27 protein-coding genes are annotated in these 22,642 nt (G+C 51.8%); 19 read left to right on the top strand and 8 right to left on the bottom strand.

All coding sequences use genetic code 11. The annotated features are described in order from the left end of the window. Positions 1-81: 81 nt before the first annotated feature. The gene (tsgA, locus tag FEK50_RS13915) at positions 82-1,263 is read right to left on the bottom strand and encodes an MFS transporter TsgA (RefSeq protein ID WP_131161828.1); all 1,182 of its coding nucleotides are present in this window, start codon (positions 1,261-1,263) and stop codon (positions 82-84) included. Positions 1,264-1,527: 264 nt separating this feature from the next. On the opposite strand from tsgA, the gene ppiA reads away from it, so the two are divergent. The 5 genes from ppiA to argD all read left to right on the top strand — a co-directional run bounded on the left by ppiA (position 1,528) and on the right by argD (position 4,865). Continuing rightward, on the top strand, positions 1,528-2,100 hold the full coding sequence (ppiA, locus tag FEK50_RS13910; RefSeq protein ID WP_064527557.1) for a peptidylprolyl isomerase A: 573 nt from the start codon (positions 1,528-1,530) through the stop codon (positions 2,098-2,100). 104 nt (positions 2,101-2,204) lie between these two features. Continuing rightward, positions 2,205-2,372, top strand: a complete 168-nt coding sequence (locus FEK50_RS13905; RefSeq protein ID WP_000736860.1) for a YhfG family protein — start codon at positions 2,205-2,207, stop codon at positions 2,370-2,372. Beyond that, positions 2,362-2,964: a putative adenosine monophosphate-protein transferase Fic gene (locus FEK50_RS13900; RefSeq protein WP_131161827.1), complete on the top strand. Its 603-nt coding sequence runs from the start codon at positions 2,362-2,364 to the stop codon at positions 2,962-2,964. The genes FEK50_RS13905 and FEK50_RS13900 overlap by 11 nt, the downstream gene beginning before the upstream one ends. A 31-nt stretch (positions 2,965-2,995) precedes the next feature. Then, on the top strand, positions 2,996-3,559 hold the full coding sequence (gene pabA, locus FEK50_RS13895; RefSeq protein ID WP_131161826.1) for an aminodeoxychorismate synthase component 2: 564 nt from the start codon (positions 2,996-2,998) through the stop codon (positions 3,557-3,559). Between the two features lie 85 nt (positions 3,560-3,644). Then, entirely contained in the window at positions 3,645-4,865 is a 1,221-nt protein-coding gene (gene argD, locus FEK50_RS13890) for a bifunctional acetylornithine/succinyldiaminopimelate transaminase (RefSeq protein ID WP_131161825.1), read from the top strand. Between the two features lie 56 nt (positions 4,866-4,921). Here the strand turns inward: argD and FEK50_RS13885 are convergent, their stop codons facing one another. Together FEK50_RS13885 and crp are read right to left on the bottom strand one after the other, a co-directional pair. After that, positions 4,922-7,012, bottom strand: coding sequence for a YccS/YhfK family putative transporter (locus FEK50_RS13885; RefSeq protein WP_130209200.1), 2,091 nt, complete (start codon positions 7,010-7,012; stop codon positions 4,922-4,924). Between the two features lie 50 nt (positions 7,013-7,062). Then, positions 7,063-7,695: a cAMP-activated global transcriptional regulator CRP gene (gene crp, locus FEK50_RS13880; RefSeq protein WP_000242755.1), complete on the bottom strand. Its 633-nt coding sequence runs from the start codon at positions 7,693-7,695 to the stop codon at positions 7,063-7,065. 301 nt (positions 7,696-7,996) lie between these two features. Here crp and FEK50_RS13875 point away from each other — a divergent pair, with 301 nt between their 5' ends. Further along, complete coding sequence (locus FEK50_RS13875; RefSeq protein ID WP_001148908.1) at positions 7,997-8,401, top strand: OsmC family protein; 405 nt, start codon at positions 7,997-7,999, stop codon at positions 8,399-8,401. A 54-nt stretch (positions 8,402-8,455) separates the two neighbouring features. Here the strand turns inward: FEK50_RS13875 and FEK50_RS13870 are convergent, their stop codons facing one another. The 4 genes from FEK50_RS13870 to FEK50_RS13855 are packed head-to-tail and all read right to left on the bottom strand — an operon-like array spanning position 8,456 to position 12,526. Continuing rightward, entirely contained in the window at positions 8,456-9,325 is an 870-nt protein-coding gene (locus FEK50_RS13870) for a phosphoribulokinase (RefSeq protein ID WP_130208927.1), read from the bottom strand. Positions 9,326-9,378: 53 nt separating this feature from the next. Beyond that, positions 9,379-9,597 carry a YheU family protein gene (locus FEK50_RS13865; protein ID WP_064527543.1) on the bottom strand — a complete coding sequence of 73 codons (219 nt, stop codon included), beginning with the start codon at positions 9,595-9,597 and terminating at the stop codon, positions 9,379-9,381. Next, on the bottom strand, positions 9,591-10,613 hold the full coding sequence (locus FEK50_RS13860; protein ID WP_131161824.1) for a hydrolase: 1,023 nt from the start codon (positions 10,611-10,613) through the stop codon (positions 9,591-9,593). The genes FEK50_RS13865 and FEK50_RS13860 overlap by 7 nt, the downstream gene beginning before the upstream one ends. Next, positions 10,613-12,526, bottom strand: coding sequence for an ABC transporter ATP-binding protein (locus tag FEK50_RS13855; protein WP_131161823.1), 1,914 nt, complete (start codon positions 12,524-12,526; stop codon positions 10,613-10,615). The genes FEK50_RS13860 and FEK50_RS13855 overlap by 1 nt, the downstream gene beginning before the upstream one ends. Before the next feature lie 130 nt (positions 12,527-12,656). Here FEK50_RS13855 and kefG point away from each other — a divergent pair, with 130 nt between their 5' ends. The 4 genes from kefG to slyD all read left to right on the top strand — a co-directional run bounded on the left by kefG (position 12,657) and on the right by slyD (position 15,908). Further along, positions 12,657-13,208, top strand: a complete 552-nt coding sequence (gene kefG, locus FEK50_RS13850) for a glutathione-regulated potassium-efflux system ancillary protein KefG (RefSeq protein ID WP_001297514.1) — start codon at positions 12,657-12,659, stop codon at positions 13,206-13,208. Beyond that, a complete protein-coding gene (gene kefB / locus FEK50_RS13845; RefSeq protein ID WP_000399147.1) occupies positions 13,208-15,013 on the top strand; it encodes a glutathione-regulated potassium-efflux system protein KefB in 1,806 nt (601 codons plus the stop codon). Before kefG ends, kefB begins: the two co-directional genes overlap by 1 nt. A 9-nt stretch (positions 15,014-15,022) precedes the next feature. After that, a complete protein-coding gene (locus tag FEK50_RS13840; RefSeq protein ID WP_001007734.1) occupies positions 15,023-15,223 on the top strand; it encodes a YheV family putative zinc ribbon protein in 201 nt (66 codons plus the stop codon). Positions 15,224-15,317: 94 nt separating this feature from the next. Next, a complete protein-coding gene (gene slyD / locus FEK50_RS13835; RefSeq protein ID WP_000861334.1) occupies positions 15,318-15,908 on the top strand; it encodes a peptidylprolyl isomerase in 591 nt (196 codons plus the stop codon). A gap of 49 nt (positions 15,909-15,957) precedes the next feature. Here the strand turns inward: slyD and FEK50_RS13830 are convergent, their stop codons facing one another. Beyond that, a complete protein-coding gene (locus tag FEK50_RS13830; protein WP_064527535.1) occupies positions 15,958-16,176 on the bottom strand; it encodes a protein SlyX in 219 nt (72 codons plus the stop codon). Between the two features lie 220 nt (positions 16,177-16,396). Between FEK50_RS13830 and fkpA the strand changes: the two genes are divergently transcribed. From fkpA to FEK50_RS13785, 9 genes are all read left to right on the top strand, one after another. After that, positions 16,397-17,209 (top strand): FKBP-type peptidyl-prolyl cis-trans isomerase, encoded by an 813-nt coding sequence (gene fkpA / locus FEK50_RS13825; protein WP_130208921.1) that lies wholly within the window; start codon positions 16,397-16,399, stop codon positions 17,207-17,209. 166 nt (positions 17,210-17,375) lie between these two features. Further along, positions 17,376-18,098: a transcriptional regulator gene (locus tag FEK50_RS13820; protein WP_000091466.1), complete on the top strand. Its 723-nt coding sequence runs from the start codon at positions 17,376-17,378 to the stop codon at positions 18,096-18,098. Continuing rightward, positions 18,098-18,484 carry a sulfurtransferase complex subunit TusD gene (tusD, locus tag FEK50_RS13815; protein WP_131161822.1) on the top strand — a complete coding sequence of 129 codons (387 nt, stop codon included), beginning with the start codon at positions 18,098-18,100 and terminating at the stop codon, positions 18,482-18,484. The genes FEK50_RS13820 and tusD overlap by 1 nt, the downstream gene beginning before the upstream one ends. Continuing rightward, positions 18,484-18,843, top strand: coding sequence for a sulfurtransferase complex subunit TusC (tusC, locus tag FEK50_RS13810; RefSeq protein ID WP_131161821.1), 360 nt, complete (start codon positions 18,484-18,486; stop codon positions 18,841-18,843). The genes tusD and tusC overlap by 1 nt, the downstream gene beginning before the upstream one ends. Before the next feature lie 7 nt (positions 18,844-18,850). Further along, positions 18,851-19,138: a sulfurtransferase complex subunit TusB gene (tusB, locus tag FEK50_RS13805; protein ID WP_130261004.1), complete on the top strand. Its 288-nt coding sequence runs from the start codon at positions 18,851-18,853 to the stop codon at positions 19,136-19,138. Between the two features lie 125 nt (positions 19,139-19,263). Then, a complete protein-coding gene (rpsL, locus tag FEK50_RS13800; RefSeq protein ID WP_000246815.1) occupies positions 19,264-19,638 on the top strand; it encodes a 30S ribosomal protein S12 in 375 nt (124 codons plus the stop codon). 96 nt (positions 19,639-19,734) lie between these two features. Next, a complete protein-coding gene (gene rpsG / locus FEK50_RS13795; protein ID WP_001138043.1) occupies positions 19,735-20,205 on the top strand; it encodes a 30S ribosomal protein S7 in 471 nt (156 codons plus the stop codon). Between the two features lie 96 nt (positions 20,206-20,301). After that, a complete protein-coding gene (gene fusA, locus FEK50_RS13790; protein WP_130208915.1) occupies positions 20,302-22,416 on the top strand; it encodes an elongation factor G in 2,115 nt (704 codons plus the stop codon). Positions 22,417-22,486: 70 nt separating this feature from the next. Next, on the top strand, positions 22,487-22,642 hold a 156-nt coding region (locus tag FEK50_RS13785), incomplete at its 3' end, for a GTP-binding protein (protein ID WP_072103173.1).

Below are 22,642 nucleotides of genomic sequence, written 5' to 3'. Positions count from 1 at the left end.
AAGGTTTTATAGAGATGAAGGCACGTTGCGGGGGAAGAGAAGAAAAGGCCGGACGACGATAGCGCCGCCCGGCATGAGCAATTAATGAGAGGTCAGGGTGTTGTGCTGACGGTGGCGGCTGACGAAACCTAACAGGAAGCACATCACAAAGACGACAGCGTACAGACCGTTTGCTGTAAGCAGTGCCGCCTGCGGACCGCTATGTTCAACAATCGGTCCGGTAACCACAAAGGTCAACATGGTGCCGATGGTCCCGCAGGTCAGGACAAAGTTAACCAGTTTTGGCGATGGTACTTTGGTCTGCTGTGAACCCAGGGTGATGATGGTGGTATAGATCGCGCTGGAGAAGAAGCCCAGGGCGAGAATTGACCACACCATATGTGCCGGTGTTCCGGTGTTAAAGACATACATCAGAATCGCAGCCAGACCAGCCAGTACGGTCAGAATGCGTTGCAGATCAAAGAAGCGAAGAATAAAGCTGAATGCCCACATGCCAACCATGTAAGACATCCAGAAGTTGCTTACCAGCGTACCCGCATCGTTCAGGCTCATGCCCAGACCTTTGGCATATTCCGGCACCCAGGAGATAAAACCTAACTGGCCGAGGATGTAGCACAGTGCCGCAATGGAGAGAAACAGCACGCCGATCCCCCATTTTTCTTTCGCTACCGGAGCGTCAGTTTTTGGCGCATGTTTACCCAGTGCCGGGAACTCACAGCCGAAGGTCAGAATAAAGATAGCGACGTACACCAGCCCGATGCAGGCATAAACCCAGTACCACTCAATACTGCGTGCCAGCAGATACGCGGCAATCATCGGGAAAATCATCCCGGCCATGCTGAAGAAGGAGTCGGTAAATAACAGGCGGGAACCGCGCTGACGCCCTTCATACATTTGCGTTATCAGGAACGTACCAATCGACATGGTGATGCCGCTAACCACCCCGAGAATGAACATCGCCGCCGAGAACAGCGCCAGGCTGTGGCTGAACATCAAACCGGCAACCGCCAGCACCATCAGGAGAAAGCCAAAACGTAACTGCGTTTTCAACGGGACGATTTCCATCAGCCAGGCGTTGAGGAAGATAGAGATTAAAATGCCGGCATTGAGGAAGGTGAAGGTATTACTCATACTGGAAACAGGCAGATTGAAATAATCGGCGATGTTTCCCATCACCATCCCGGTGACAATAACCAACGCACCGGTCAGTGCGTAGGAGAGAAAGCTAATCCATGTGAGCTTGATGCGATTGCTGTTAGTCATGATTGGCCTGCGTTAAAAGATAAAATGGCATAGTGGATATGCTGCGAGCGGGCGATTTTAGGTGATTTTGTGATCTGATTAAATATTTAATTGCAAACGGTTGCTAATTTGCAATATTTAAGGTGATTCTCATCACGAAATATACGTGATCATCAGGTTACATATATTTCAAGTGCGTAAAATTAGGTAAAGGAATGGCCTTGTCATTGAAGGCTATTTAGAATCTCTCCACTTGCTTTTTTTCTGCTCTGTTAAGGAAATCTCATGTTCAAATCGACCCTGGCAGCTGTTGTAGCTGTTTTCGCTCTTTCTGCTCTCTCACCTGAAGCAATGGCAGCGAAAGGGGATCCGCACGTATTGTTAACAACCTCTGCTGGTAATATCGAACTGGAGCTGGATAGCCAGAAAGCGCCAGTATCAGTGCAAAATTTCGTCGATTATGTGAACAGCGGCTTTTATAACAACACCACTTTTCACCGGGTGATCCCGGGCTTTATGATTCAGGGTGGTGGATTTACCGAGCAGATGCAGCAGAAAAAACCGAATCCGCCGATCAAAAATGAGGCTGATAACGGTCTGCGTAACACCCGTGGCACCATCGCGATGGCGCGTACCGCCGACAAAGACAGCGCCACCAGCCAGTTCTTTATCAACGTTGCCGATAACGCCTTCCTCGACCACGGTCAGCGTGATTTCGGTTACGCGGTATTTGGCAAAGTGGTGAAAGGCATGGATGTTGCTGACAAGATTTCCCAGGTCCCAACCCATGATGTTGGCCCGTACCAGAATGTGCCGTCAAAACCGGTAGTTATCCTTTCCGCTAAAGTCCTGCCGTAATGATTTCTCGCGCGGGTAATCTTGCCCGCGCCTCTGCTCTCCCGGCGTAACCTGGATTTGCCGCTTATACTTGTGGCAAACGGACACGTTCAGGGAGGCATCAAGTGAAGAAACTCACCGATAAGCAAAAGTCCCGTCTCTGGGAGCTTCAGCGTAATCGTAATTTCCAGGCCAGCCGCCGCCTTGAAGGCGTCGAGATGCCATTAGTCACTCTTACTGCCGCAGAGGCTTTAGCACGCCTTGAAGAGCTGAGGAGGCACTATGAGCGATAAATTCGGCGAAGGGCGCGATCCGTATCTTTATCCTGGCCTTGATATCATGCGTAATCGGTTGAATATCCGCCAGCAGCAGCGGCTGGAACAGGCTGCTTACGAAATGACGGCGCTGCGTGCTGCGGCCATTGAGCTTGGTCCGCTGGTGCGCGGTTTACCGCATTTGCGCGCTATTCATCGCCAGCTTTATCAGGATATTTTCGACTGGGCGGGGCAACTACGCGAAGTCGATATTTATCAGGGCGATACGCCGTTCTGCCACTTTGCCTATATCGAAAAAGAGGGCAATGCCCTGATGCAGGATCTGGAGGAAGAAGGTTATCTGGTTGGCCTGGAGAAAGCGAAGTTCGTCGAGCGGCTGGCGCACTACTATTGTGAAATCAACGTCCTGCATCCATTCCGTGCGGGAAGCGGTCTGGCGCAGCGGATCTTCTTCGAACAACTGGCGATTCATGCCGGATATCAACTGAACTGGCAAGGTATTGGTGAAGAGGCCTGGAATCAGGCGAATCAGAGTGGGGCAATGGGTGATCTTACCGCGCTGCAGATGATATTTAGCAAAGTGGTAAGCGAAGCCGGGGAATCTGAGTAAAATAGCGCGGTTCTTTCGTACCGGAGCCGCCATGATCCTGCTTATTGATAACTACGATTCTTTCACCTGGAACCTCTACCAGTACTTTTGTGAACTGGGGGCCGATGTGCTGGTTAAGCGCAACGATGCGTTGACACTGGTGGATATCGACGCCCTTAAACCACAAAAAATTGTCATATCACCCGGCCCCTGTACGCCAGATGAAGCCGGGATCTCCCTTGACGTTATTCGTCACTATGCCGGGCGCTTGCCGATTCTTGGCGTCTGCCTCGGTCATCAGGCGATGGCGCAGGCTTTTGGTGGTAAAGTTGTGCGCGCCGCAAAGGTCATGCACGGTAAAACCTCACCGATTACACATAACGGTGAGGGCGTATTCCAGGGGCTAGCGAATCCACTCACTGTGACGCGCTACCATTCGCTGGTGGTGGAACCTGACTCATTACCAGCGTGCTTTGACGTGACGGCCTGGAGCGAAACCCGCGAGATTATGGGGATTCGCCATCGCCAGTGGGATCTGGAAGGTGTGCAGTTCCATCCAGAAAGTATTCTTAGCGAACAAGGACATCAACTGCTGGCTAATTTCCTGCATCGCTGATTTCTGATTGCTATCAAGTGATTTTTTATGCATATTTTGTGATTATAATTTCATATTGATTTATGCGTAACAGGGTGATCATGAGATGGCAATTGAACAAATAGCAATTACACGCGCGACTTTCGATGAAGTGATTCTGCCGATTTATGCTCCGGCAGAGTTTATTCCGGTAAAAGGTCAGGGCAGCCGAGTCTGGGATCAGCAAGGCAAAGAGTATGTCGATTTCGCGGGCGGGATTGCGGTAACGGCGTTAGGCCATTGCCATCCGGCGCTGGTGGAAGCGTTAAAAACCCAGGGGGAAACTCTGTGGCATATCAGCAACGTTTTCACCAATGAACCGGCGCTGCGTCTTGGGCGTAAACTGATTGAGGCGACGTTTGCCGAACGCGTGGTGTTTATGAACTCCGGTACGGAAGCCAACGAAACCGCTTTTAAACTGGCGCGTCACTACGCCTGCGTGCGTCATAGTCCGTTCAAAACCAAAATCATCGCCTTCCATAACGCCTTTCATGGTCGCTCGTTGTTTACCGTTTCTGTGGGCGGGCAGCCAAAATATTCCGACGGCTTTGGGCCGAAACCGGCAGATATTATCCACGTGCCTTTTAATGATCTTCACGCAGTGAAAGCGGTGATGGATGACCATACCTGCGCGGTGGTGGTTGAGCCGATTCAGGGCGAGGGCGGCGTGACGGCGGCGACGCCAGCGTTTTTGCAGGGCTTGCGTGAGTTGTGCGATCAGCATCATGCATTGCTGGTGTTTGATGAAGTGCAGTGTGGAATGGGGCGGACTGGCGATTTGTTTGCCTATATGCACTACGGCGTGACGCCAGATATTTTGACCTCTGCGAAAGCCCTGGGCGGCGGCTTCCCGATTAGCGCCATGCTGACCACGGCGGAGATTGCTTCAGCGTTTCATCCTGGTTCTCACGGTTCCACCTACGGCGGTAATCCACTGGCCTGTGCAGTCGCGGGTGCGGCATTTGATATCATCAATACCCCTGAAGTGCTGGAAGGCATTCAGGCGAAACGCCAGCGTTTTGTTGACCATTTGCAGAAGATCGATCAGCAGTTTGATGTGTTTAGCGATATTCGCGGCATGGGGTTGTTAATTGGCGCGGAGCTGAAACCTCAGTACAAAGGTCAGGCGCGTGATTTTCTTTATGCGGGTGCCGAGGCTGGCGTAATGGTGCTGAACGCTGGGCCGGATGTGATGCGTTTTGCGCCATCGCTGGTGGTGGATGATGCGGATATCGATGAAGGGATGCAACGTTTCGCCCACGCGGTGGCGAAGGTGGTCGGGGCGTAAATAAGACGCGTCAGCGTCGTATCAGGCAAAGGGTGTCGCTTCTGGCAATGAATTGATTACGCCTTCGAATCCCGCAACTTGCGACTCAACCAAATCCCGTGATGCGGTCGCTGACGCCATGCCATCGACGATATGGTGTGCATGGTGTTCAGATGGCCAATAACCCGTTGTAAATGCTGTTCCAGGGTACCAGCCGCGCCTTCGTGCGGCAGCATCTCTGGCGCGTCTATGATATTGGCGTCACCAGACCCGCCCGGCTCGTCATATTCCAGCCGCTGTTGACAGCGTTGAATAGCGATTTCACAAGACTGCAAATACTCTTGCGCCAGCTCCTGTGGTAATGTCCGGTGTTCTCGTGCCAGCGTGGTCATGGCATTAATATGTTCAACAATAAACTGACTATGTGTTACCCACAGTTTCATGTCAGCCAGATAATGGCTGTTAAACGCGGGTTCCTGCATCGCCTGATTCAATGAGTTATACAGAGTGTTATGTGCCTGATTCACCCGCATTCGCTGCCAGGCCAGTGGTGTTGGTTGCGGATCTTTACTCAGGATCAGACGAATCGCTTCCTGGTAGGTTTCTAAAGCATCATGGGCGTTCTTACGCAATAACCCGCTCTGCCACTGCGGCCACAGCCATACCGTGCCACCGAAGGCTATCAAACAACCAATAATGGTATCGATAAGACGCGGAATGATGTATTGCTCGCCGTTCAGCCACAACAGTTGCAGGGTATACACCGCAGTAATGGTAAAGCCGACCGTTGCCCAGCCGTAGTTTTTGCGCAATATCAGGTAGCTGGCGAGGGTGGTAAACAGCATCAGCGTCAGGGTGTAACCTTCGGGAATTTTAAAGTGCAGCGCCACGCCCGCAATGATTAACCCGACCACGGTTCCCACGGAGCGATTCACAATCCTCAGACGGGTCGCGCCGTAACCATTTTGTGTCACCAGCAACACCGTCATCAGGATCCAGTACGACTTCGGCAGATGCAGCGCGGTACCCATCAAACTGGCGACGCTCAACATCACACTGAGTCGCCCGGCATTGCGCAGTGCCGGAGATTTCAATGAAAGATAACTTTTTAACGCCGGAAGTAATGGCATCCGCCGCTGTTTATCCGCCAGCAGATCGCGGGCATAGAGTGGTTTCTGGGTACGCAGCACACGAGCGATGCGGCTGAAGTGCCAGTAGCAGAATTGCCCCACGGGGTTATCCGGGTGTTGGCGGGCGATTTTCTCCAGTGCACCAATTTGCTTCTCCATCGTAAAACGCGTCGGCAGGCGATGGTAAAGAATGTCATCAGCCAGCACGCGCAGGCGAGCAGCGATGGTTTGCGCATTCCAGCGGATAACTTCCTCCGCATGGCTACGCTCGACCAACTTTTGCACCTCTTCAGGTTGATGCAAACTGACCGAAATATGTTCCTGTAAATCCAGAGCTTCCTGGAAAATGCGCAACATCCGCTTGTAGTCAGTATTATTTTGCGCGGAAAGCATGTGCATTTGCTGATAGCACTGGGTAATTAAATCGACCGCTTTTTGCTGGCGTACCAGTAGTGGCGGGAGCGCTTTTTCGGGATCGGTATGCTGAGTGAGCAGACTGTATTTGATTTCACAGTAATCAGCCAGTTCACGGTAGAGCAGACTAAGTGATTCGCGTAGGGGTTGTTCGCGCCAGATCCAGAACCAAAACCAGTTAAACAGCCCGTACCAGAGTGTGCCTAACGCATAAATGAGCAATGGCTCCCATACCGGCATATATCCCGCCAGACTGAGGGTAAAAATGGCAGCCAGCAGCGATGCAGGAAGCAATTTTGCGTGTAATGGCCCAAGCTCGGCAGTGACGCCAAGTACCAGCGTTAACCCGGTCAGCAGAAAGGGTAGGGGGATATCTTTTTCCAACAGCAGCTGTGTCAGTAAGCTACAGGTAGCAAACAGCGACGCGCCAATAATCAAGCGTTTGAAAAAACGTTTATGGGGGGTATCAAGCCCCGCAATGTTGCAACAGGCAGGGACGAGTGAAAACAGCAGGCCGAGTCTTAATTCGCCAAACAACAGACCAACGGCCACGGGCAAACATAGCACCAGTGTTTGTCGTAGTGCATAGTTGATATCAGGATGATAAATCAGTCTGCGCCACATCGGTTTAAACAAAATGGCGCGCTACCAGGTAACGCGCCACTCCGATGGGGTTAACGGGTGCCGTAAACGACGATGGTTTTCCCGTGTGCGGAGATCAGGTTCTGATCTTCCAGCATCTTCAGAATGCGCCCCACGGTTTCACGAGAACAGCCGACAATCTGACCGATTTCCTGACGGGTAATTTTAATTTGCATACCGTCCGGGTGAGTCATGGCATCGGGTTGTTTCGCCAGATTCAGCAGCGTCTGCGCGATGCGACCTGTAACGTCGAGGAAAGCGAGGTTGCCTACTTTCTCTGAAGTGACTTGCAGACGACGCGCCATCTGCGCGGAGAGGCGCATCAGAATATCCGGGTTAACCTGAATTAATTGACGAAATTTTTTGTAGGAAATTTCAGCTACTTCACAGGCGGTTTTTGCACGTACCCATGCGCTACGTTCCTGGCCTTCTTCAAACAGGCCCAATTCGCCAATAAAATCACCCTGATTCAGATAGGAGAGGATCATTTCTTTACCCTCCTCGTCTTTGATCAGCACTGCCACAGAGCCTTTAACGATGTAGTACAGCGTTTCCGCTTTTTCACCCTGGTGAATAAGCGTGCTCTTGGATGGATACTTATGAATGTGGCAATGAGACAAGAACCATTCGAGAGTCGGGTCTGTTTGCGGTTTGCCAAGCACCATGCGCGGTTATCCTCTGTTATAAGCTTTCTCCAGAGCCAGAAAACGCCGCTGTCTCTGGGTTGCCGAAATGTGCTTCCCGCTACCTGGGAAGGGGCTATCAACTGAACTGCACGGTAATGTGACGTCCTTTACATACATGCAGTACATCAATGTATTACTGTAGCATCCTGACTGTTTTAGCATAGCTTTCGCTCTGTGTCTCCTGGTGTCTCGCTTCAGCATGACCCAGGTCGCCTTCCGTTGCGCGATTTGGTCAGTACGCGTACTCTGTCAGGAAAATTGACGCAATGGAGTTCCGATTATGCAAGCGCGTGTGAAGTGGGTTGAAGGGTTAACTTTTTTGGGTGAATCCGCCTCTGGTCACCAGATTTTAATGGATGGCAACTCTGGCGATAAAGCGCCAAGTCCGATGGAAATGGTGCTGATGGCGGCGGGTGGCTGTAGCGCCATTGATGTGGTTTCTATCCTGCAAAAAGGGCGTCAGGATGTGGTTGATTGTGAAGTAAAACTAACCTCTGAACGCCGCGAAGAGGCTCCGCGCCTGTTTACCCATATCAATTTGCATTTTATCGTCACCGGTCGCGACCTGAAGGACGCAGCGGTTGCGCGTGCGGTGGATCTCTCTGCTGAGAAATATTGTTCAGTGGCGCTGATGCTGGAAAAAGCCGTGAATATTACCCACTCGTATGAAGTGGTTGCCGCGTGATTTAACTACCCCGTTGTGACGCCGGATAGTATTTTATCCGGCTTATTAGCGGCGCTACTCGATTTTCTTCCCTTCCATCAGTCGTTGCACCAGCGGCAGCATAATTAACTCCATTGCCAGACCCATTTTGCCACCCGGCACCACTAATGTATTGATGTGGGAAATGAATGAGCCTTGTAGCATCGCCAGCAGCCAGGGGAAATCGATTCCTTCCAGATTACGAAAATGGATCACCACAAAGCTTTCATCCAGCGATGGAATGCCTTTTGCCGCGAACGGGTTTGAAGTGTCGACGGTAGGAACGCGCTGGAAGTTAAGATGGGTGCGGGAAAACTGCGGCGTGATGTAGTTGATATAGTCTTCCATTGAACGCACTACAGAGTCCATCACTGCTTCTCGTGAGTGCCCGCGCTCGCTGGTGTCGCGGATGAGTTTTTGAATCCACTCCAGGTTAACGATAGGCACTACGCCAACCAGTAAATCCACATGCTGCGCGACGTTATGTTGTGGTGTGACCACGCCGCCGTGTAAACCTTCATAAAACAGTACATCGGTCGGTTCCGGTAAAGGTTGCCATGGGGTGAATGTGCCTGGCACCTGATTCCACGGTACGGCTTCGTCGTAGGTATGTAGATATTTGCGAGATTTCCCTTTGCCGCTCTGGCCGTATTCAATAAAGGTCTGTTCCAGCAGGCCGAAGTCGTTGGCTTCGGGACCGAAGTAGCTGATATGCCGCCCGGCGTCGCGCGCTTTGCGGATCGCCATGTCCATTTCCGGGCGGGTGTAGCGGTGAAAACTGTCGCCTTCCACCTCGGCGGCTTGCAGATTTAACTGGGCGAATATTTTACGAAACGCGAGGCTGGTGGTGGTAGTCCCCGCGCCGCTGGATCCTGTTACCGCAATGACCGGATGTTTGGCAGACATAGTAACTCCATGACTTGGCTATCATTATTATTTCGTCCGCCGACGGTTGCAGGTTATTCGCGAAACTGACTGCGCGGCATGATATTGACCGTCTCGTGCAGTTCCGACCAGACCAGTACCGCTTCTCCGCACTGTAGCTGGCGTTTGACGTCGGCGACTTTCTGTTCAAGCGTACGCTCTTGTTCACCATAATCGGTGCCTTCACGTAACACAAAGCTTTCAATTAAATTTTCCAGCGTTTCAGGGGAGATGTCTTGCCAGGGAATCAACATGATTTCGCCTCCAGATACGTTGTTAACCAGTCAGGAATGCGTGACTCCAGCCACATTTGCGGGTGAAGTAATGTACCGCCAATAAAACCAACATGACCCCCATGTTCGGTCAGTTGATACTCTACTTGCGGAGGAAGATTTTCCGGTTTCGGGATCACCTGGTGATCCATAAACGGATCGTCTTTGGCGTGAATAATCAGCGTCGGTTTGGCGATCCGGTTCAGCATCGGCATGGCGCTACACTGACGATAATAGTCGATAGCGTCGGCGTAGCCGTGAATTCTGGCGGTGATCAGATCGTCAAATTCACGGATGCGACGTACCGATTTTAACTGCGCGAGATTAATCGGTAGCGTACCGGGGTAGGCCGCCAGCTTGCGCGCCGCATTGGCTTTTAGCAGGTTCAGCAAATAACGCTGATAAACGCGGGAAAAGCCCTTTTCCATATGGTAACTACAGGCTTCCAGCACAAACGGCGCGGAGACAATCACCGCCGCATCAATCGGGACATCATTACCTTCTTTGGCCAGCAGGCAAGCCAGCATATTACCGCCGAGCGAATAGCCGACGGCCGCCGTTGGCGCATGACCAAACTCACGTTGCAGCCAGCGTAAAAACCAACTGGCGTCTTCGGTTTCGCCCGAATGGTAAATGCGGTGCATGCGATTAGGTTCACCGCTGCATCCGCGAAAATGCATCACCACACCCAGCCAGCCGCGCTTTTTCGCCGCATCAACCAAGCCGTGGGCGTAAGGGCTATTGAGACTGCCTTCCAGACCATGAAACACCACCAGACGCGGTTTATGCTGCGCTTGTGTGGGATCTTCACTCCACGCGAGATCAACAAAATCGCCGTCGGGCAACTCCAGCCGCTGCCAGTGCGGAGTGAATTTCACCTGACGACGAAACAGACGCGGCAGCATGGTTTGTAGATGGCAATTGCTGAAACCGCGCATAGGGATGAATTCAGCACTGCTGCTGAATTCATTGGCATCGGTCGTCGTTATCTGCGCCATCAGTTGCTTTGGCCTTCCTGCAGCATCTGCTCAAGCTGCTCCTGGGCCTCCAGCCATGCCATTTCGCACTCTTCCAGCCCGGATTTAGCGCTCGCTTGTTGTTGCAGGCAGGCGGTCAGTTCCGCTTTACGGTTCTGGTCGTACAGTTCGCTGTCGCCCAATTTTTCTTCCGCCTGCGCCAGTTGCGCGTTCAGCTTCTCCATCTCTTTTTCCAGACGGGCGATCTCTTTACGTAGCGGCTGGGTTTGCGCACGCAGCTCCGCTTCCCGACGCTTCTGATCTTTACGCGCCTGGGCGCTGTTCGCGTTCTCTTTTGGCGCTTCGTCGGCCTGGTTTTCCTGCTTTTGTACGTCGCTCAACCACTGTTGATAATCTTCCAGATCGCCGTCGAACGGTTCGACTTTACGATCGTGAACCAGATAGAGATCGTCAGTGGTGGAACGCAGCAAATGACGGTCGTGCGAGACGACAACCAGCGCGCCTTCAAACTCGATCAACGCTTCAGTCAGTGCCTGACGCATGTCGAGGTCAAGGTGGTTGGTCGGTTCGTCGAGCAGCAGCAGATTCGGGCGCTGCCAGACAATTAATGCCAGCACCAGGCGGGCTTTTTCACCACCGGAGAAACGGCGCGTCTCTTCCGTCACTTTATCGCCCTGGAAACCAAAACCGCCCAGGTAGTCACGCAGTTTTTGCTCCAGCTCCTGCGGCGCTAAACGTGCCAGATGTTGAATAGGCGATTCGTCGGCGCGCAGGTATTCCAGTTGATGCTGGGCGAAGTAACCGAGCTTGATCCCTTTCGCCAGACCAATTTCACCACTGACTGGCGCAAGTTCACCGGCTAACAGTTTGATTAATGTCGATTTACCCGCGCCGTTGCGGCCTAACAGACCAATGCGCGAGCCGGGGACCAGATTCAGTTTAATCGAGTCGAGAATAATGCGATCGCCATAGCCCGCACTGACTTTTTCCATCTTCAGTAACGGATTTGGCAGACTTTCCGGCGCGCGGAAGCTAAAGCGGAACGGGTTGTCGACGTGCGCGGGGGCAATCAGCTCCATACGCTCGAGCATCTTAATGCGGCTCTGGGCCTGCTTCGCTTTGGTGGCTTTGGCACGGAAACGGTCGATATAACTTTGCAGATGCGCTACGCGTTCCTGCTGGCTTTCATACATCGCTTGTTGCTGCGCCAGACGGGTGGCGCGCTGTACTTCAAACGAACTGTAGTTGCCGGTGTACTCGAACATGCTTTGTTGTTCGATATGAATAATTTTATCAACGATCGGATCGAGGAAATCGCGGTCGTGAGAGATCAGGATCAGCGTGCCCTGATAGCTCTTCAACCATTTTTCCAGCCAGATAACGGCATCGAGATCGAGGTGGTTAGTCGGTTCGTCGAGCAGCAGCAAGTCTGAACGGCAAATCAGCGCCTGGGCAAGGTTAAGACGCATACGCCAGCCACCGGAGAAATCACTTACCGGGCGCTCCAGTTGTTCATTGCTGAAACCGAGGCCGTGCAGCAGGCTGGCGGCACGGGAACGAATACTCCATGCGTCAATAGCATCCAGCTTGCCATGAATGGTCGCAATGGCGTGCCCGTCGTTACGTTCGTTGGCGTCGTGTAGCTGCGCTTCCAGTTGACGATATTCACGGTCGCCGTCAATGACATATTCCAGCGCCGCTTGCGGTAGCGCTGGTGTTTCCTGATTCACCCACGCCAGTTGCCAGCTTCCCGGAAAGGTGTAGCTGCCGCCGTCGGCGCTGATTTCATTTTTCAGCAATGCCAGCAGGGTAGATTTACCACAGCCGTTTTTACCCACCAGGCCGACTTTCTGCCCGGGGTTGATGGTGGCGGTGGCATTATCCAGCAGGACGCGCACGCCGCGACGAATTTGTAACGAGGAGAAAACAATCATAAGGCGCCGTATGTTCAGACTATGTTAACTTATCATTATGATAATGTAATGTATGGGCGAGCTGCCGCACCGGGCGCAATGGTAGCCCAAAACAGCGACTATACACAAAAACCATACCGGGAGGGGGATGATGTCTCAGCCAGCGAAAGTTTTGCTGCTGTATGCCCATCCGGAATCTCAGGACTCGGTGGCAAACCGGGTACTGCTTAAACCGGCCACGCAGCTCAGCAATGTTACCGTGCACGACCTTTACGCGCACTATCCCGATTTTTTTATTGATATCCCCCGTGAGCAGGCATTACTGCGCGAGCACGAGGTGATTGTCTTTCAGCATCCTCTTTATACCTATAGCTGCCCGGCGCTACTGAAAGAGTGGCTGGACCGTGTATTAAGTCGTGGTTTTGCCAGCGGGCCGGGGGGAAACCAACTGGCGGGAAAGTACTGGCGTAGCGTGATTACCACCGGCGAGCCGGAAAGTGCTTACCGTTATGACGCATTGAATCGCTACCCGATGAGCGATGTTCTGCGCCCCTTTGAACTGGCGGCGGGCATGTGCCGGATGCATTGGTTAAGCCCCATCATTATTTACTGGGCGAGACGGCAAAGCGCACAGGAGCTGGCGAGCCACGCCAGAGCCTACGGTGACTGGCTGGCAAATCCACTGTCTCCAGGAGGCCGCTGATGGAAGGTTCCGATTTTTTACTCGCAGGAGTGCTGTTTCTCTTCGCGGCGGTGGCTGCGGTGCCGTTGGCATCGCGGCTGGGTATTGGTGCTGTGTTGGGATATTTGCTGGCAGGGATTGCAATTGGCCCGTGGGGACTGGGGTTTATTAGCGACGTCGATGAGATCCTCCATTTTTCAGAGCTCGGCGTGGTATTCCTGATGTTTATCATCGGCCTGGAGTTGAATCCCTCCAAGCTTTGGCAACTGCGGCGTTCGATTTTTGGCGTAGGCGCGGCACAGGTGCTGTTAAGCGCGGCGTTGCTGGCGGGATTATTGATGCTGACGGATTTCGCCTGGCAGGCGGCAGTGGTCGGTGGCATTGGCCTTGCGATGTCTTCAACTGCAATGGCGTTGCAATTGATGCGCGAAAAAGGGATGAATCGCAGCGAATCCGGCCAGTTAGGCTTCTCGGTGTTACTGTTTCAGGATCTGGCGGTGATCCCGGCACTGGCGTTAGTGCCGTTGTTGGCGGGATCGGCTGACGAACATTTCGACTGGATGAAAGTCGGTATGAAGGTGCTGGCGTTTGTCGGCATGTTGATTGGTGGACGCTATTTGCTGCGTCCGGTATTTCGCTTTATTGCGGCTTCTGGTGTGCGAGAAGTGTTCACCGCCGCGACGTTACTGCTGGTGCTGGGGTCTGCGTTATTTATGGATGCGCTGGGGCTGTCGATGGCGCTCGGTACGTTTATTGCTGGCGTGTTGCTGGCAGAAAGCGAATATCGCCACGAACTGGAAACGGCAATCGATCCGTTTAAGGGGTTGCTGCTCGGGCTATTTTTTATCTCGGTCGGGATGTCGCTCAACCTCGGGGTGCTTTATACCCATCTGTTGTGGGTAGTGATAAGCGTGGTTGTGCTGGTGGCGGTGAAAATTCTCGTGCTGTATCTACTGGCGCGACTGTACGGCGTGCGTAGCTCAGAGCGAATGCAGTTTGCTGGTGTATTGAGTCAGGGTGGTGAGTTTGCCTTTGTACTCTTTTCTACCGCTTCTTCACAACGCTTATTCCAGGGCGACCAGATGGCGCTGTTGCTGGTGACGGTGACGCTTTCCATGATGACCACGCCGCTGCTGATGAAGCTGGTGGATAAATGGCTATCCCGCCAGTTTAACGGACCGGAAGAAGAAGACGAAAAACCGTGGGTCAACGATGATAAACCGCAGGTCATTGTCGTGGGCTTTGGGCGTTTTGGTCAGGTGATTGGTCGTTTGCTGATGGCAAATAAAATGCGCATTACTGTGCTGGAGCGGGATATCAGCGCTGTTAACCTGATGCGTAAATATGGCTACAAAGTTTATTACGGCGACGCCACGCAGGTAGATCTTTTACGTTCTGCGGGTGCAGAGGCCGCAGAGTCTATTGTCATTACCTGTAACGAGCCGGAAGACACCATGAAGCTGGTGGAGATTTGCCAGCAACACTTCCCGCATTTGCATATTCTTGCGCGAGCACGCGGACGTGTGGAAGCGCATGAGTTATTACAGGCAGGGGTGACGCAGTTTTCCCGTGAGACATTCTCCAGTGCGTTAGAGCTGGGGCGCAAAACTCTGGTCACGCTTGGCATGCATCCGCATCAGGCGCAGCGGGCGCAACTGCATTTTCGCCGCCTGGATATGCGAATGCTGCGGGAGTTAATCCCGATGCATGCTGATACCGTACAAATTTCTCGCGCCAGGGAAGCCCGACGCGAACTGGAAGAGATTTTCCAGCGTGAGATGCAACAAGAACGACGCCAGCTGGACGGCTGGGATGAATTTGAGTAGAGGGTAAAGATGGCAATCCGAAAACGTTTTATCGCGGGCGCAAAATGCCCGGCCTGTCAGGCGCAAGATTCCATGGCGATGTGGCGCGAAAATAATATTGATATTGTTGAATGTGTTAAGTGTGGACACCAGATGCGTGAAGTCGATAAAGAAGCCCGCGATCACGTTCGCAAAGATGAACAAGTGATCGGGATTTTTCATCCGGACTAGCGATATGCGCCGAGTTTTTTTAAGCTAGTGAGTACACGGCTGCAGAATTCCGCTACAATCTGCGCCACTATTCTTCCCATGCTCAGGAGATATCATGAAAGTAGCAAAAGACCTGGTGGTCAGCCTGGCCTATCAGGTACGTACAGAAGACGGTGTGTTGGTTGATGAGTCTCCGGTGAGTGCGCCGCTGGACTATCTGCATGGTCACGGTTCCCTGATCTCTGGCCTGGAAACAGCGCTGGAAGGTCATGAAGTTGGCGACAAATTTGATGTCGCTGTTGGCGCGAACGACGCTTACGGTCAGTACGACGAAAACCTGGTGCAGCGCGTTCCTAAAGACGTATTTATGGGCGTTGATGAACTGCAGGTAGGTATGCGTTTCCTGGCTGAAACCGACCAGGGTCCAGTACCGGTTGAAATCACTGCGGTTGAAGACGATCACGTTGTGGTTGACGGTAACCACATGCTGGCTGGTCAGAATCTGAAATTCAACGTTGAAGTTGTGGCGATTCGCGAAGCGACTGAAGAAGAACTGGCTCATGGTCACGTTCACGGTGCGCACGATCATCACCACGATCACGACCACGACGGTTGCTGCGGCGGTCATGGCCACGATCACGGTCATGAACACGGTGGCGAAGGCTGCTGTGGCGGTAAAGGTAACGGCGGTTGCGGTTGCCACTAATACCGAAAAAGTGACAAAAAAGCGGGGAATCCCCGCTTTTTTTTACGCCTCAATAATGCGGCGGTGGCGTTTCTTCAGCCTGCGACGCGATGTTCGACGGCTGGCTGGCTTTTAACTTCTCGGTCAGCAGACGCAGATGATCGCGCAGTTTCGCCATCTCCATTTCATGAGCGGTCACCGTGACGTTCAGTTCTTCAATGGTGATTTCCTGAAAAGCCAGCCGGCTCTCCAGTTCTGCCAGGCGTGCTTCCAAAGTTAAATCCTGCATGATTCACCTCTTTTGTCGAATGGTCGCCGCGGATTCTACTTAACTTTGCTGCCCGAGACAGCACTCATTTCGCAGTCATCGAAACTAATTTAAACAAAAAGAGTCTGAAAATAGATGATAATAGGGCGTATCTGTATGTAGATTTGTTCGACAACGTTTTATAGTACCTTTCTGATAATAGTTAACCCAGGGGTGAGATGCCCCGATCCTGGAGATATGGATGAAATCACTGTTTAAAGTAACGCTGCTGGCGACCACAATGGCCGTTGCCCTGCATGCACCAATCACTTTTGCTGCCGAAGCGGCGAAACCAACTGCAACTGCTGACAGCAAAGCAGCGTTCAAAAATGACGATCAGAAATCAGCTTACGCGCTGGGTGCTTCGCTCGGTCGTTACATGGACAATTCTCTGAAAGAACAAGAAAAGCTGGGCATCAAACTGGATAAAGATCAGCTAATCGCGGGTGTTCAGGATGCATTTGCTGATAAAAGCAAACTCTCCGATCAAGAGATCGAACAGACTCTGCAAGCGTTTGAAGCACGCGTGAAGTCCTCCGCTCAGGCGAAGATGGAAAAAGATGCTGCTGATAACGAAGCGAAAGGTAAAGAGTACCGCGAGAAATTTGCCAAAGAGAAAGGTGTAAAAACCTCTTCAACTGGCCTGGTTTATCAGGTAGTAGAAGCCGGTAAAGGCGAAGCACCGAAAGACAGCGATACTGTAGTGGTGAACTACAAAGGTACGCTGATCGACGGTAAAGAGTTCGATAACTCATACACCCGTGGTGAACCGCTCTCGTTTCGTCTGGACGGCGTGATCCCTGGCTGGACTGAAGGTCTGAAGAACATCAAGAAAGGCGGTAAGATCAAACTGGTTATTCCACCAGAGCTGGCTTACGGCAAAGCGGGCGTTCCGGGGATCCCACCGAACTCTACTCTGGTATTTGACGTAGAACTGCTGGACGTGAAACCAGCACCGAAGGCTGATACGAAGCCAGAAGCAGATGCTAAAGCAGCAGATTCTGCTAAAAAATAAGCATTAAAAACCGCCGCCTGACCAGGCGGCGGTTTTTTTATTGCAGGCCGGATATAATTAGTGCTGGAAAGCGGAACCTCCGCTGTATTAATTTAATTACCCGCATCATTAATGAGCCTGCCCTGAAAAGTTAACGACAGGCTCCTGAAAAGGAGTGTTTTTTTTCATGTCCAGGTCGCTTTTAACCAACGAAACCAGTGAGTTGGATTTACTGGATCAACGTCCTTTCGACCAGACCGATTTTGATATTCTGAAATCCTACGAAGCGGTGGTGGACGGGTTAGCGATGCTCATTGGTTCCCACTGTGAAATCGTTTTGCACTCTTTGCAGGATTTAAAATGTTCAGCCATTCGTATTGCCAACGGCGAACATACAGGCCGGAAGATTGGCTCGCCAATTACCGATCTGGCACTGCGTATGCTGCACGACATGACGGGAGCGGATAGCAGCGTTTCTAAATGCTACTTTACTCGCGCCAAAAGCGGCGTATTAATGAAGTCCCTGACCATCGCGATTCGTAACCGCGAACAGCGTGTAATTGGTCTGCTGTGCATCAATATGAATCTTGATGTTCCCTTCTCGCAGATTATGAGCACTTTTGTGCCGCCAGAAACCCCGGACGTCGGTTCAAGTGTCAACTTTGCGTCTTCGGTTGAAGATCTGGTTACCCAAACACTGGAGTTCACCATTGAAGAAGTGAACGCCGATCGTAATGTTTCTAATAACGCCAAAAATCGTCAAATCGTGTTGAATCTTTACGAGAAAGGCATTTTCGATATCAAAGATGCGATCAACCAGGTTGCTGATCGTCTCAACATCTCCAAACATACTGTTTATCTCTATATCCGTCAGTTCAAGAGCGGTGATTTCCAGGGGCAAGATAAGTAATGCGTTTTGCCATCGTGGTGACCGGGCCTGCATATGGAACGCAACAGGCGAGTAGTGCTTTTCAGTTTGCACAGGCGCTGATAGCAGAAGGCCATGAGTTGAGTAGTGTCTTTTTCTACCGGGAAGGGGTCTATAACGCTAACCAGTTAACTTCTCCGGCAAGTGACGAATTTGACTTTGTGCGCGGCTGGCAACAGTTGAACGCGCAACATGGTGTGGCGCTGAATATCTGCGTAGCGGCAGCGTTACGCCGCGGTATCGTCGATGAAACTGAAGCAGGAAGACTGGGGCTGGCCTCGTCGAACCTTCAGCCGGGATTTACCTTAAGCGGACTTGGCGCTCTGGCAGAAGCCTCGCTAACCTGTGACAGGGTGGTACAGTTCTGATGAAACGAATAGCGTTTGTCTTTTCTACTGCGCCTCATGGCACCGCGGCTGGTCGTGAGGGATTAGATGCTTTACTGGCAACTTCCGCTTTAACTGACGATCTCGCCGTCTTCTTTATCGCCGATGGCGTTTTTCAGCTTCTGCCAGGACAAAAGCCCGATGCGGTGCTGGCGCGTGATTACATTGCCACTTTTAAATTGTTGGATCTGTACGACATTGAACAGTGCTGGGTTTGTGCGGCTTCTCTGCGCGAGCGCGGGTTAGATCCGCAGACACCATTTGTTGTCGAAGCCACGCCGCTTGAAGCAGAAGCCTTACGCAGCGAACTCGGCAACTACGATGTTATTTTGAGAGTTTGAGGCGTACATGCTGCACACATTACATCGCTCACCCTGGCTGACAGATTTTCCTGCGCTGCTGCGTCTGCTCAGTGAGGGCGACGAACTGCTGTTATTGCAGGATGGCGTAACTGCCGCAGTTGACGGCAACCGCTACCTTGAAAGTCTGCGTAATGCCCCCATTAAGGTTTATGCCCTGAACGAAGACCTCATTGCCCGCGGTTTGAGTGCTCAAATTTCGAACGATATCATCCCAATTGACTATACTGATTTCGTCAGACTTACGGTTAAGCACACCAGCCAGATGGCCTGGTGACGGCGGGATCGTTGTATATTTCTTGACACCTTTTCGACACCGCCCTAAAATTCGGCGTCCTCATATTGTGTGAGGACGTTTTATTACGTGTTTACGAAGCAAAAGCTAAAACCAGGAGCTATTTAATGGCAACAGTTAACCAGCTGGTACGCAAACCACGTGCTCGCAAAGTTGCGAAAAGCAACGTGCCTGCGCTGGAAGCATGCCCGCAAAAACGTGGCGTATGTACCCGTGTATATACTACCACCCCTAAAAAACCGAACTCCGCACTGCGTAAAGTATGCCGTGTTCGTCTGACTAACGGTTTCGAAGTGACTTCCTACATCGGTGGTGAAGGTCACAACCTGCAGGAGCACTCCGTGATCCTGATCCGTGGCGGTCGTGTTAAAGACCTCCCGGGTGTTCGTTACCACACCGTACGTGGTGCGCTTGACTGCTCCGGCGTTAAAGACCGTAAGCAGGCTCGTTCCAAGTATGGCGTGAAGCGTCCTAAGGCTTAATGGTTCTCCGTTAAGTAAGGCCAAACGTTTTAACTTAAATGTCAAACTAAACTCGTAGAGTTTTGGACAATCCTGAATTAACAACGGAGTATTTCCATGCCACGTCGTCGCGTCATTGGTCAGCGTAAAATTCTGCCGGATCCGAAGTTCGGATCAGAACTGCTGGCTAAATTTGTAAATATCCTGATGGTAGATGGTAAAAAATCTACTGCTGAATCTATCGTATACAGCGCGCTGGAGACCCTGGCTCAGCGCTCTGGTAAATCTGAACTGGAAGCATTCGAAGTAGCTCTCGAAAACGTGCGCCCGACTGTAGAAGTTAAGTCTCGCCGCGTTGGTGGTTCTACTTATCAGGTACCAGTTGAAGTCCGTCCGGTTCGTCGTAATGCTCTGGCAATGCGTTGGATCGTTGAAGCTGCTCGTAAACGCGGTGATAAATCCATGGCTCTGCGCCTGGCGAACGAACTTTCCGATGCTGCAGAAAACAAAGGTACTGCAGTTAAGAAACGTGAAGACGTTCACCGTATGGCCGAAGCCAACAAGGCGTTCGCACACTACCGTTGGTAATCCCTTCGGAGTTTTAGTCACCAGGCGGGCGCTTCCAGTAAGCAGCCCGCTTTGGGCTACTTAAATTGAACGCCTAAAAGATAAACGAGGAAACAAATGGCTCGTACAACACCCATCGCACGTTACCGTAACATCGGTATCAGTGCGCACATCGACGCCGGTAAAACCACTACTACCGAACGTATTCTGTTCTACACCGGTGTAAACCATAAAATCGGTGAAGTTCATGACGGCGCTGCAACCATGGACTGGATGGAGCAGGAGCAGGAACGTGGTATTACCATCACTTCCGCTGCAACTACTGCATTCTGGTCCGGTATGGCTAAGCAGTATGAGCCGCATCGCATCAACATCATCGACACCCCGGGGCACGTTGACTTCACAATCGAAGTAGAACGTTCCATGCGTGTTCTCGATGGTGCGGTAATGGTTTACTGCGCAGTTGGTGGTGTTCAGCCGCAGTCTGAAACCGTATGGCGTCAGGCAAACAAATATAAAGTTCCGCGCATTGCGTTCGTTAACAAAATGGACCGCATGGGTGCGAACTTCCTGAAAGTTGTTAACCAGATCAAAACCCGTCTGGGCGCGAACCCGGTTCCGCTGCAGCTGGCGATTGGTGCTGAAGAACATTTCACCGGTGTTGTTGACCTGGTGAAAATGAAAGCTATCAACTGGAACGACGCTGACCAGGGCGTAACCTTCGAATACGAAGATATCCCGGCAGACATGGTTGAACTGGCTAACGAATGGCACCAGTACCTGATCGAATCCGCAGCTGAAGCTTCTGAAGAGCTGATGGAAAAATACCTGGGTGGTGAAGAACTGACTGAAGCAGAAATCAAAGGTGCTCTGCGTCAGCGCGTTCTGAACAACGAAATCATCCTGGTAACCTGTGGTTCTGCGTTCAAGAACAAAGGTGTTCAGGCGATGCTGGATGCGGTAATTGATTACCTGCCATCCCCGGTTGACGTACCTGCGATCAACGGTATCCTGGACGACGGTAAAGACACTCCGGCTGAACGTCACGCAAGTGATGACGAGCCGTTCTCTGCACTGGCGTTCAAAATCGCTACCGACCCGTTTGTTGGTAACCTGACCTTCTTCCGTGTTTACTCCGGTGTGGTTAACTCTGGTGATACCGTACTGAACTCCGTGAAAGCTGCACGTGAGCGTTTCGGTCGTATCGTTCAGATGCACGCTAACAAACGTGAAGAGATCAAAGAAGTTCGCGCGGGCGACATCGCTGCTGCAATCGGTCTGAAAGACGTAACCACTGGTGACACCCTGTGTGACCCGGATGCGCCGATCATTCTGGAACGTATGGAATTCCCTGAGCCGGTAATCTCCATCGCAGTTGAACCGAAAACCAAAGCTGACCAGGAAAAAATGGGTCTGGCTCTGGGCCGTCTGGCTAAAGAAGACCCGTCTTTCCGTGTATGGACTGACGAAGAATCTAACCAGACCATCATCGCGGGTATGGGCGAACTGCACCTCGACATCATCGTTGACCGTATGAAGCGTGAATTCAACGTTGAAGCGAACGTAGGTAAACCGCAGGTTGCTTACCGTGAAACTATCCGCCAGAAAGTTACCGATGTTGAAGGTAAACACGCGAAACAGTCTGGTGGTCGTGGTCAGTATGGTCATGTTGTTATCGACATGTACCCGCTGGAGCCGGGTTCAAACCCGAAAGGCTACGAGTTCATCAACGACATTAAAGGTGGTGTAATCCCTGGCGAATACATCCCGGCCGTTGATAAAGGTATCCAGGAACAGCTGAAAGCAGGTCCGCTGGCAGGCTACCCGGTAGTAGACATGGGTGTTCGTCTGCACTTCGGTTCTTACCATGACGTTGACTCCTCTGAACTGGCGTTTAAACTGGCTGCTTCTATCGCCTTTAAAGAAGGCTTTAAGAAAGCGAAACCAGTTCTGCTTGAGCCGATCATGAAGGTTGAAGTAGAAACTCCAGAAGAGAACACCGGTGACGTTATCGGTGACTTGAGCCGTCGTCGTGGTATGCTCAAAGGTCAGGAATCTGAAGTTACTGGCGTTAAGATCCACGCTGAAGTACCGCTGTCTGAAATGTTCGGATACGCAACTCAGCTGCGTTCTCTGACCAAAGGTCGTGCATCATACACCATGGAATTCCTGAAGTATGATGAAGCGCCGAGTAACGTTGCTCAGGCCGTAATTGAAGCCCGTGGTAAATAAGCCTAAGGGTTAATACCAAAGTCCCGTGCTCTCTCCTGAAGGGGAGAGCACTATAGTAAGGAATATAGCCGTGTCTAAAGAAAAATTTGAACGTACAAAACCGCACGTTAACGTTGGTACTATCGGCCACGTTGACCACGGTAAAACTACTCTGACCGCTGCAATCACCACCGTACTGGCTAAAACCTACGGCGGTGCTGCTCGTGCATTCGACCAGATCGATAAC

It is taken from the genome of Escherichia sp. E2586 (assembly GCF_005781105.1).
GTDB lineage: Bacteria > Pseudomonadota > Gammaproteobacteria > Enterobacterales > Enterobacteriaceae > Escherichia.
Note: the sequence above shows the minus strand (reverse complement) of the source record. Positions and strands in the feature narration are given on the sequence as shown.

What these genes read in the sequence shown, in the direction of transcription:
- tsgA (WP_131161828.1), bottom strand. Translation starts at nt 1,263, where the DNA reads ATGACTAACAGCAATCGCATCAAGCTCACATGGATTAGCTTTCTCTCC.
- ppiA (WP_064527557.1), top strand. Translation starts at nt 1,528, where the DNA reads ATGTTCAAATCGACCCTGGCAGCTGTTGTAGCTGTTTTCGCTCTTTCT.
- FEK50_RS13900 (WP_131161827.1), top strand. Translation starts at nt 2,362, where the DNA reads ATGAGCGATAAATTCGGCGAAGGGCGCGATCCGTATCTTTATCCTGGC.
- pabA (WP_131161826.1), top strand. Translation starts at nt 2,996, where the DNA reads ATGATCCTGCTTATTGATAACTACGATTCTTTCACCTGGAACCTCTAC.
- argD (WP_131161825.1), top strand. Translation starts at nt 3,645, where the DNA reads ATGGCAATTGAACAAATAGCAATTACACGCGCGACTTTCGATGAAGTG.
- FEK50_RS13885 (WP_130209200.1), bottom strand. Translation starts at nt 7,012, where the DNA reads ATGTGGCGCAGACTGATTTATCATCCTGATATCAACTATGCACTACGA.
- crp (WP_000242755.1), bottom strand. Translation starts at nt 7,695, where the DNA reads ATGGTGCTTGGCAAACCGCAAACAGACCCGACTCTCGAATGGTTCTTG.
- FEK50_RS13875 (WP_001148908.1), top strand. Translation starts at nt 7,997, where the DNA reads ATGCAAGCGCGTGTGAAGTGGGTTGAAGGGTTAACTTTTTTGGGTGAA.
- FEK50_RS13870 (WP_130208927.1), bottom strand. Translation starts at nt 9,325, where the DNA reads ATGTCTGCCAAACATCCGGTCATTGCGGTAACAGGATCCAGCGGCGCG.
- FEK50_RS13865 (WP_064527543.1), bottom strand. Translation starts at nt 9,597, where the DNA reads ATGTTGATTCCCTGGCAAGACATCTCCCCTGAAACGCTGGAAAATTTA.
- FEK50_RS13860 (WP_131161824.1), bottom strand. Translation starts at nt 10,613, where the DNA reads ATGGCGCAGATAACGACGACCGATGCCAATGAATTCAGCAGCAGTGCT.
- FEK50_RS13855 (WP_131161823.1), bottom strand. Translation starts at nt 12,526, where the DNA reads ATGATTGTTTTCTCCTCGTTACAAATTCGTCGCGGCGTGCGCGTCCTG.
- kefG (WP_001297514.1), top strand. Translation starts at nt 12,657, where the DNA reads ATGTCTCAGCCAGCGAAAGTTTTGCTGCTGTATGCCCATCCGGAATCT.
- kefB (WP_000399147.1), top strand. Translation starts at nt 13,208, where the DNA reads ATGGAAGGTTCCGATTTTTTACTCGCAGGAGTGCTGTTTCTCTTCGCG.
- FEK50_RS13840 (WP_001007734.1), top strand. Translation starts at nt 15,023, where the DNA reads ATGGCAATCCGAAAACGTTTTATCGCGGGCGCAAAATGCCCGGCCTGT.
- slyD (WP_000861334.1), top strand. Translation starts at nt 15,318, where the DNA reads ATGAAAGTAGCAAAAGACCTGGTGGTCAGCCTGGCCTATCAGGTACGT.
- FEK50_RS13830 (WP_064527535.1), bottom strand. Translation starts at nt 16,176, where the DNA reads ATGCAGGATTTAACTTTGGAAGCACGCCTGGCAGAACTGGAGAGCCGG.
- fkpA (WP_130208921.1), top strand. Translation starts at nt 16,397, where the DNA reads ATGAAATCACTGTTTAAAGTAACGCTGCTGGCGACCACAATGGCCGTT.
- FEK50_RS13820 (WP_000091466.1), top strand. Translation starts at nt 17,376, where the DNA reads ATGTCCAGGTCGCTTTTAACCAACGAAACCAGTGAGTTGGATTTACTG.
- tusD (WP_131161822.1), top strand. Translation starts at nt 18,098, where the DNA reads ATGCGTTTTGCCATCGTGGTGACCGGGCCTGCATATGGAACGCAACAG.
- tusC (WP_131161821.1), top strand. Translation starts at nt 18,484, where the DNA reads ATGAAACGAATAGCGTTTGTCTTTTCTACTGCGCCTCATGGCACCGCG.
- tusB (WP_130261004.1), top strand. Translation starts at nt 18,851, where the DNA reads ATGCTGCACACATTACATCGCTCACCCTGGCTGACAGATTTTCCTGCG.
- rpsL (WP_000246815.1), top strand. Translation starts at nt 19,264, where the DNA reads ATGGCAACAGTTAACCAGCTGGTACGCAAACCACGTGCTCGCAAAGTT.
- rpsG (WP_001138043.1), top strand. Translation starts at nt 19,735, where the DNA reads ATGCCACGTCGTCGCGTCATTGGTCAGCGTAAAATTCTGCCGGATCCG.
- fusA (WP_130208915.1), top strand. Translation starts at nt 20,302, where the DNA reads ATGGCTCGTACAACACCCATCGCACGTTACCGTAACATCGGTATCAGT.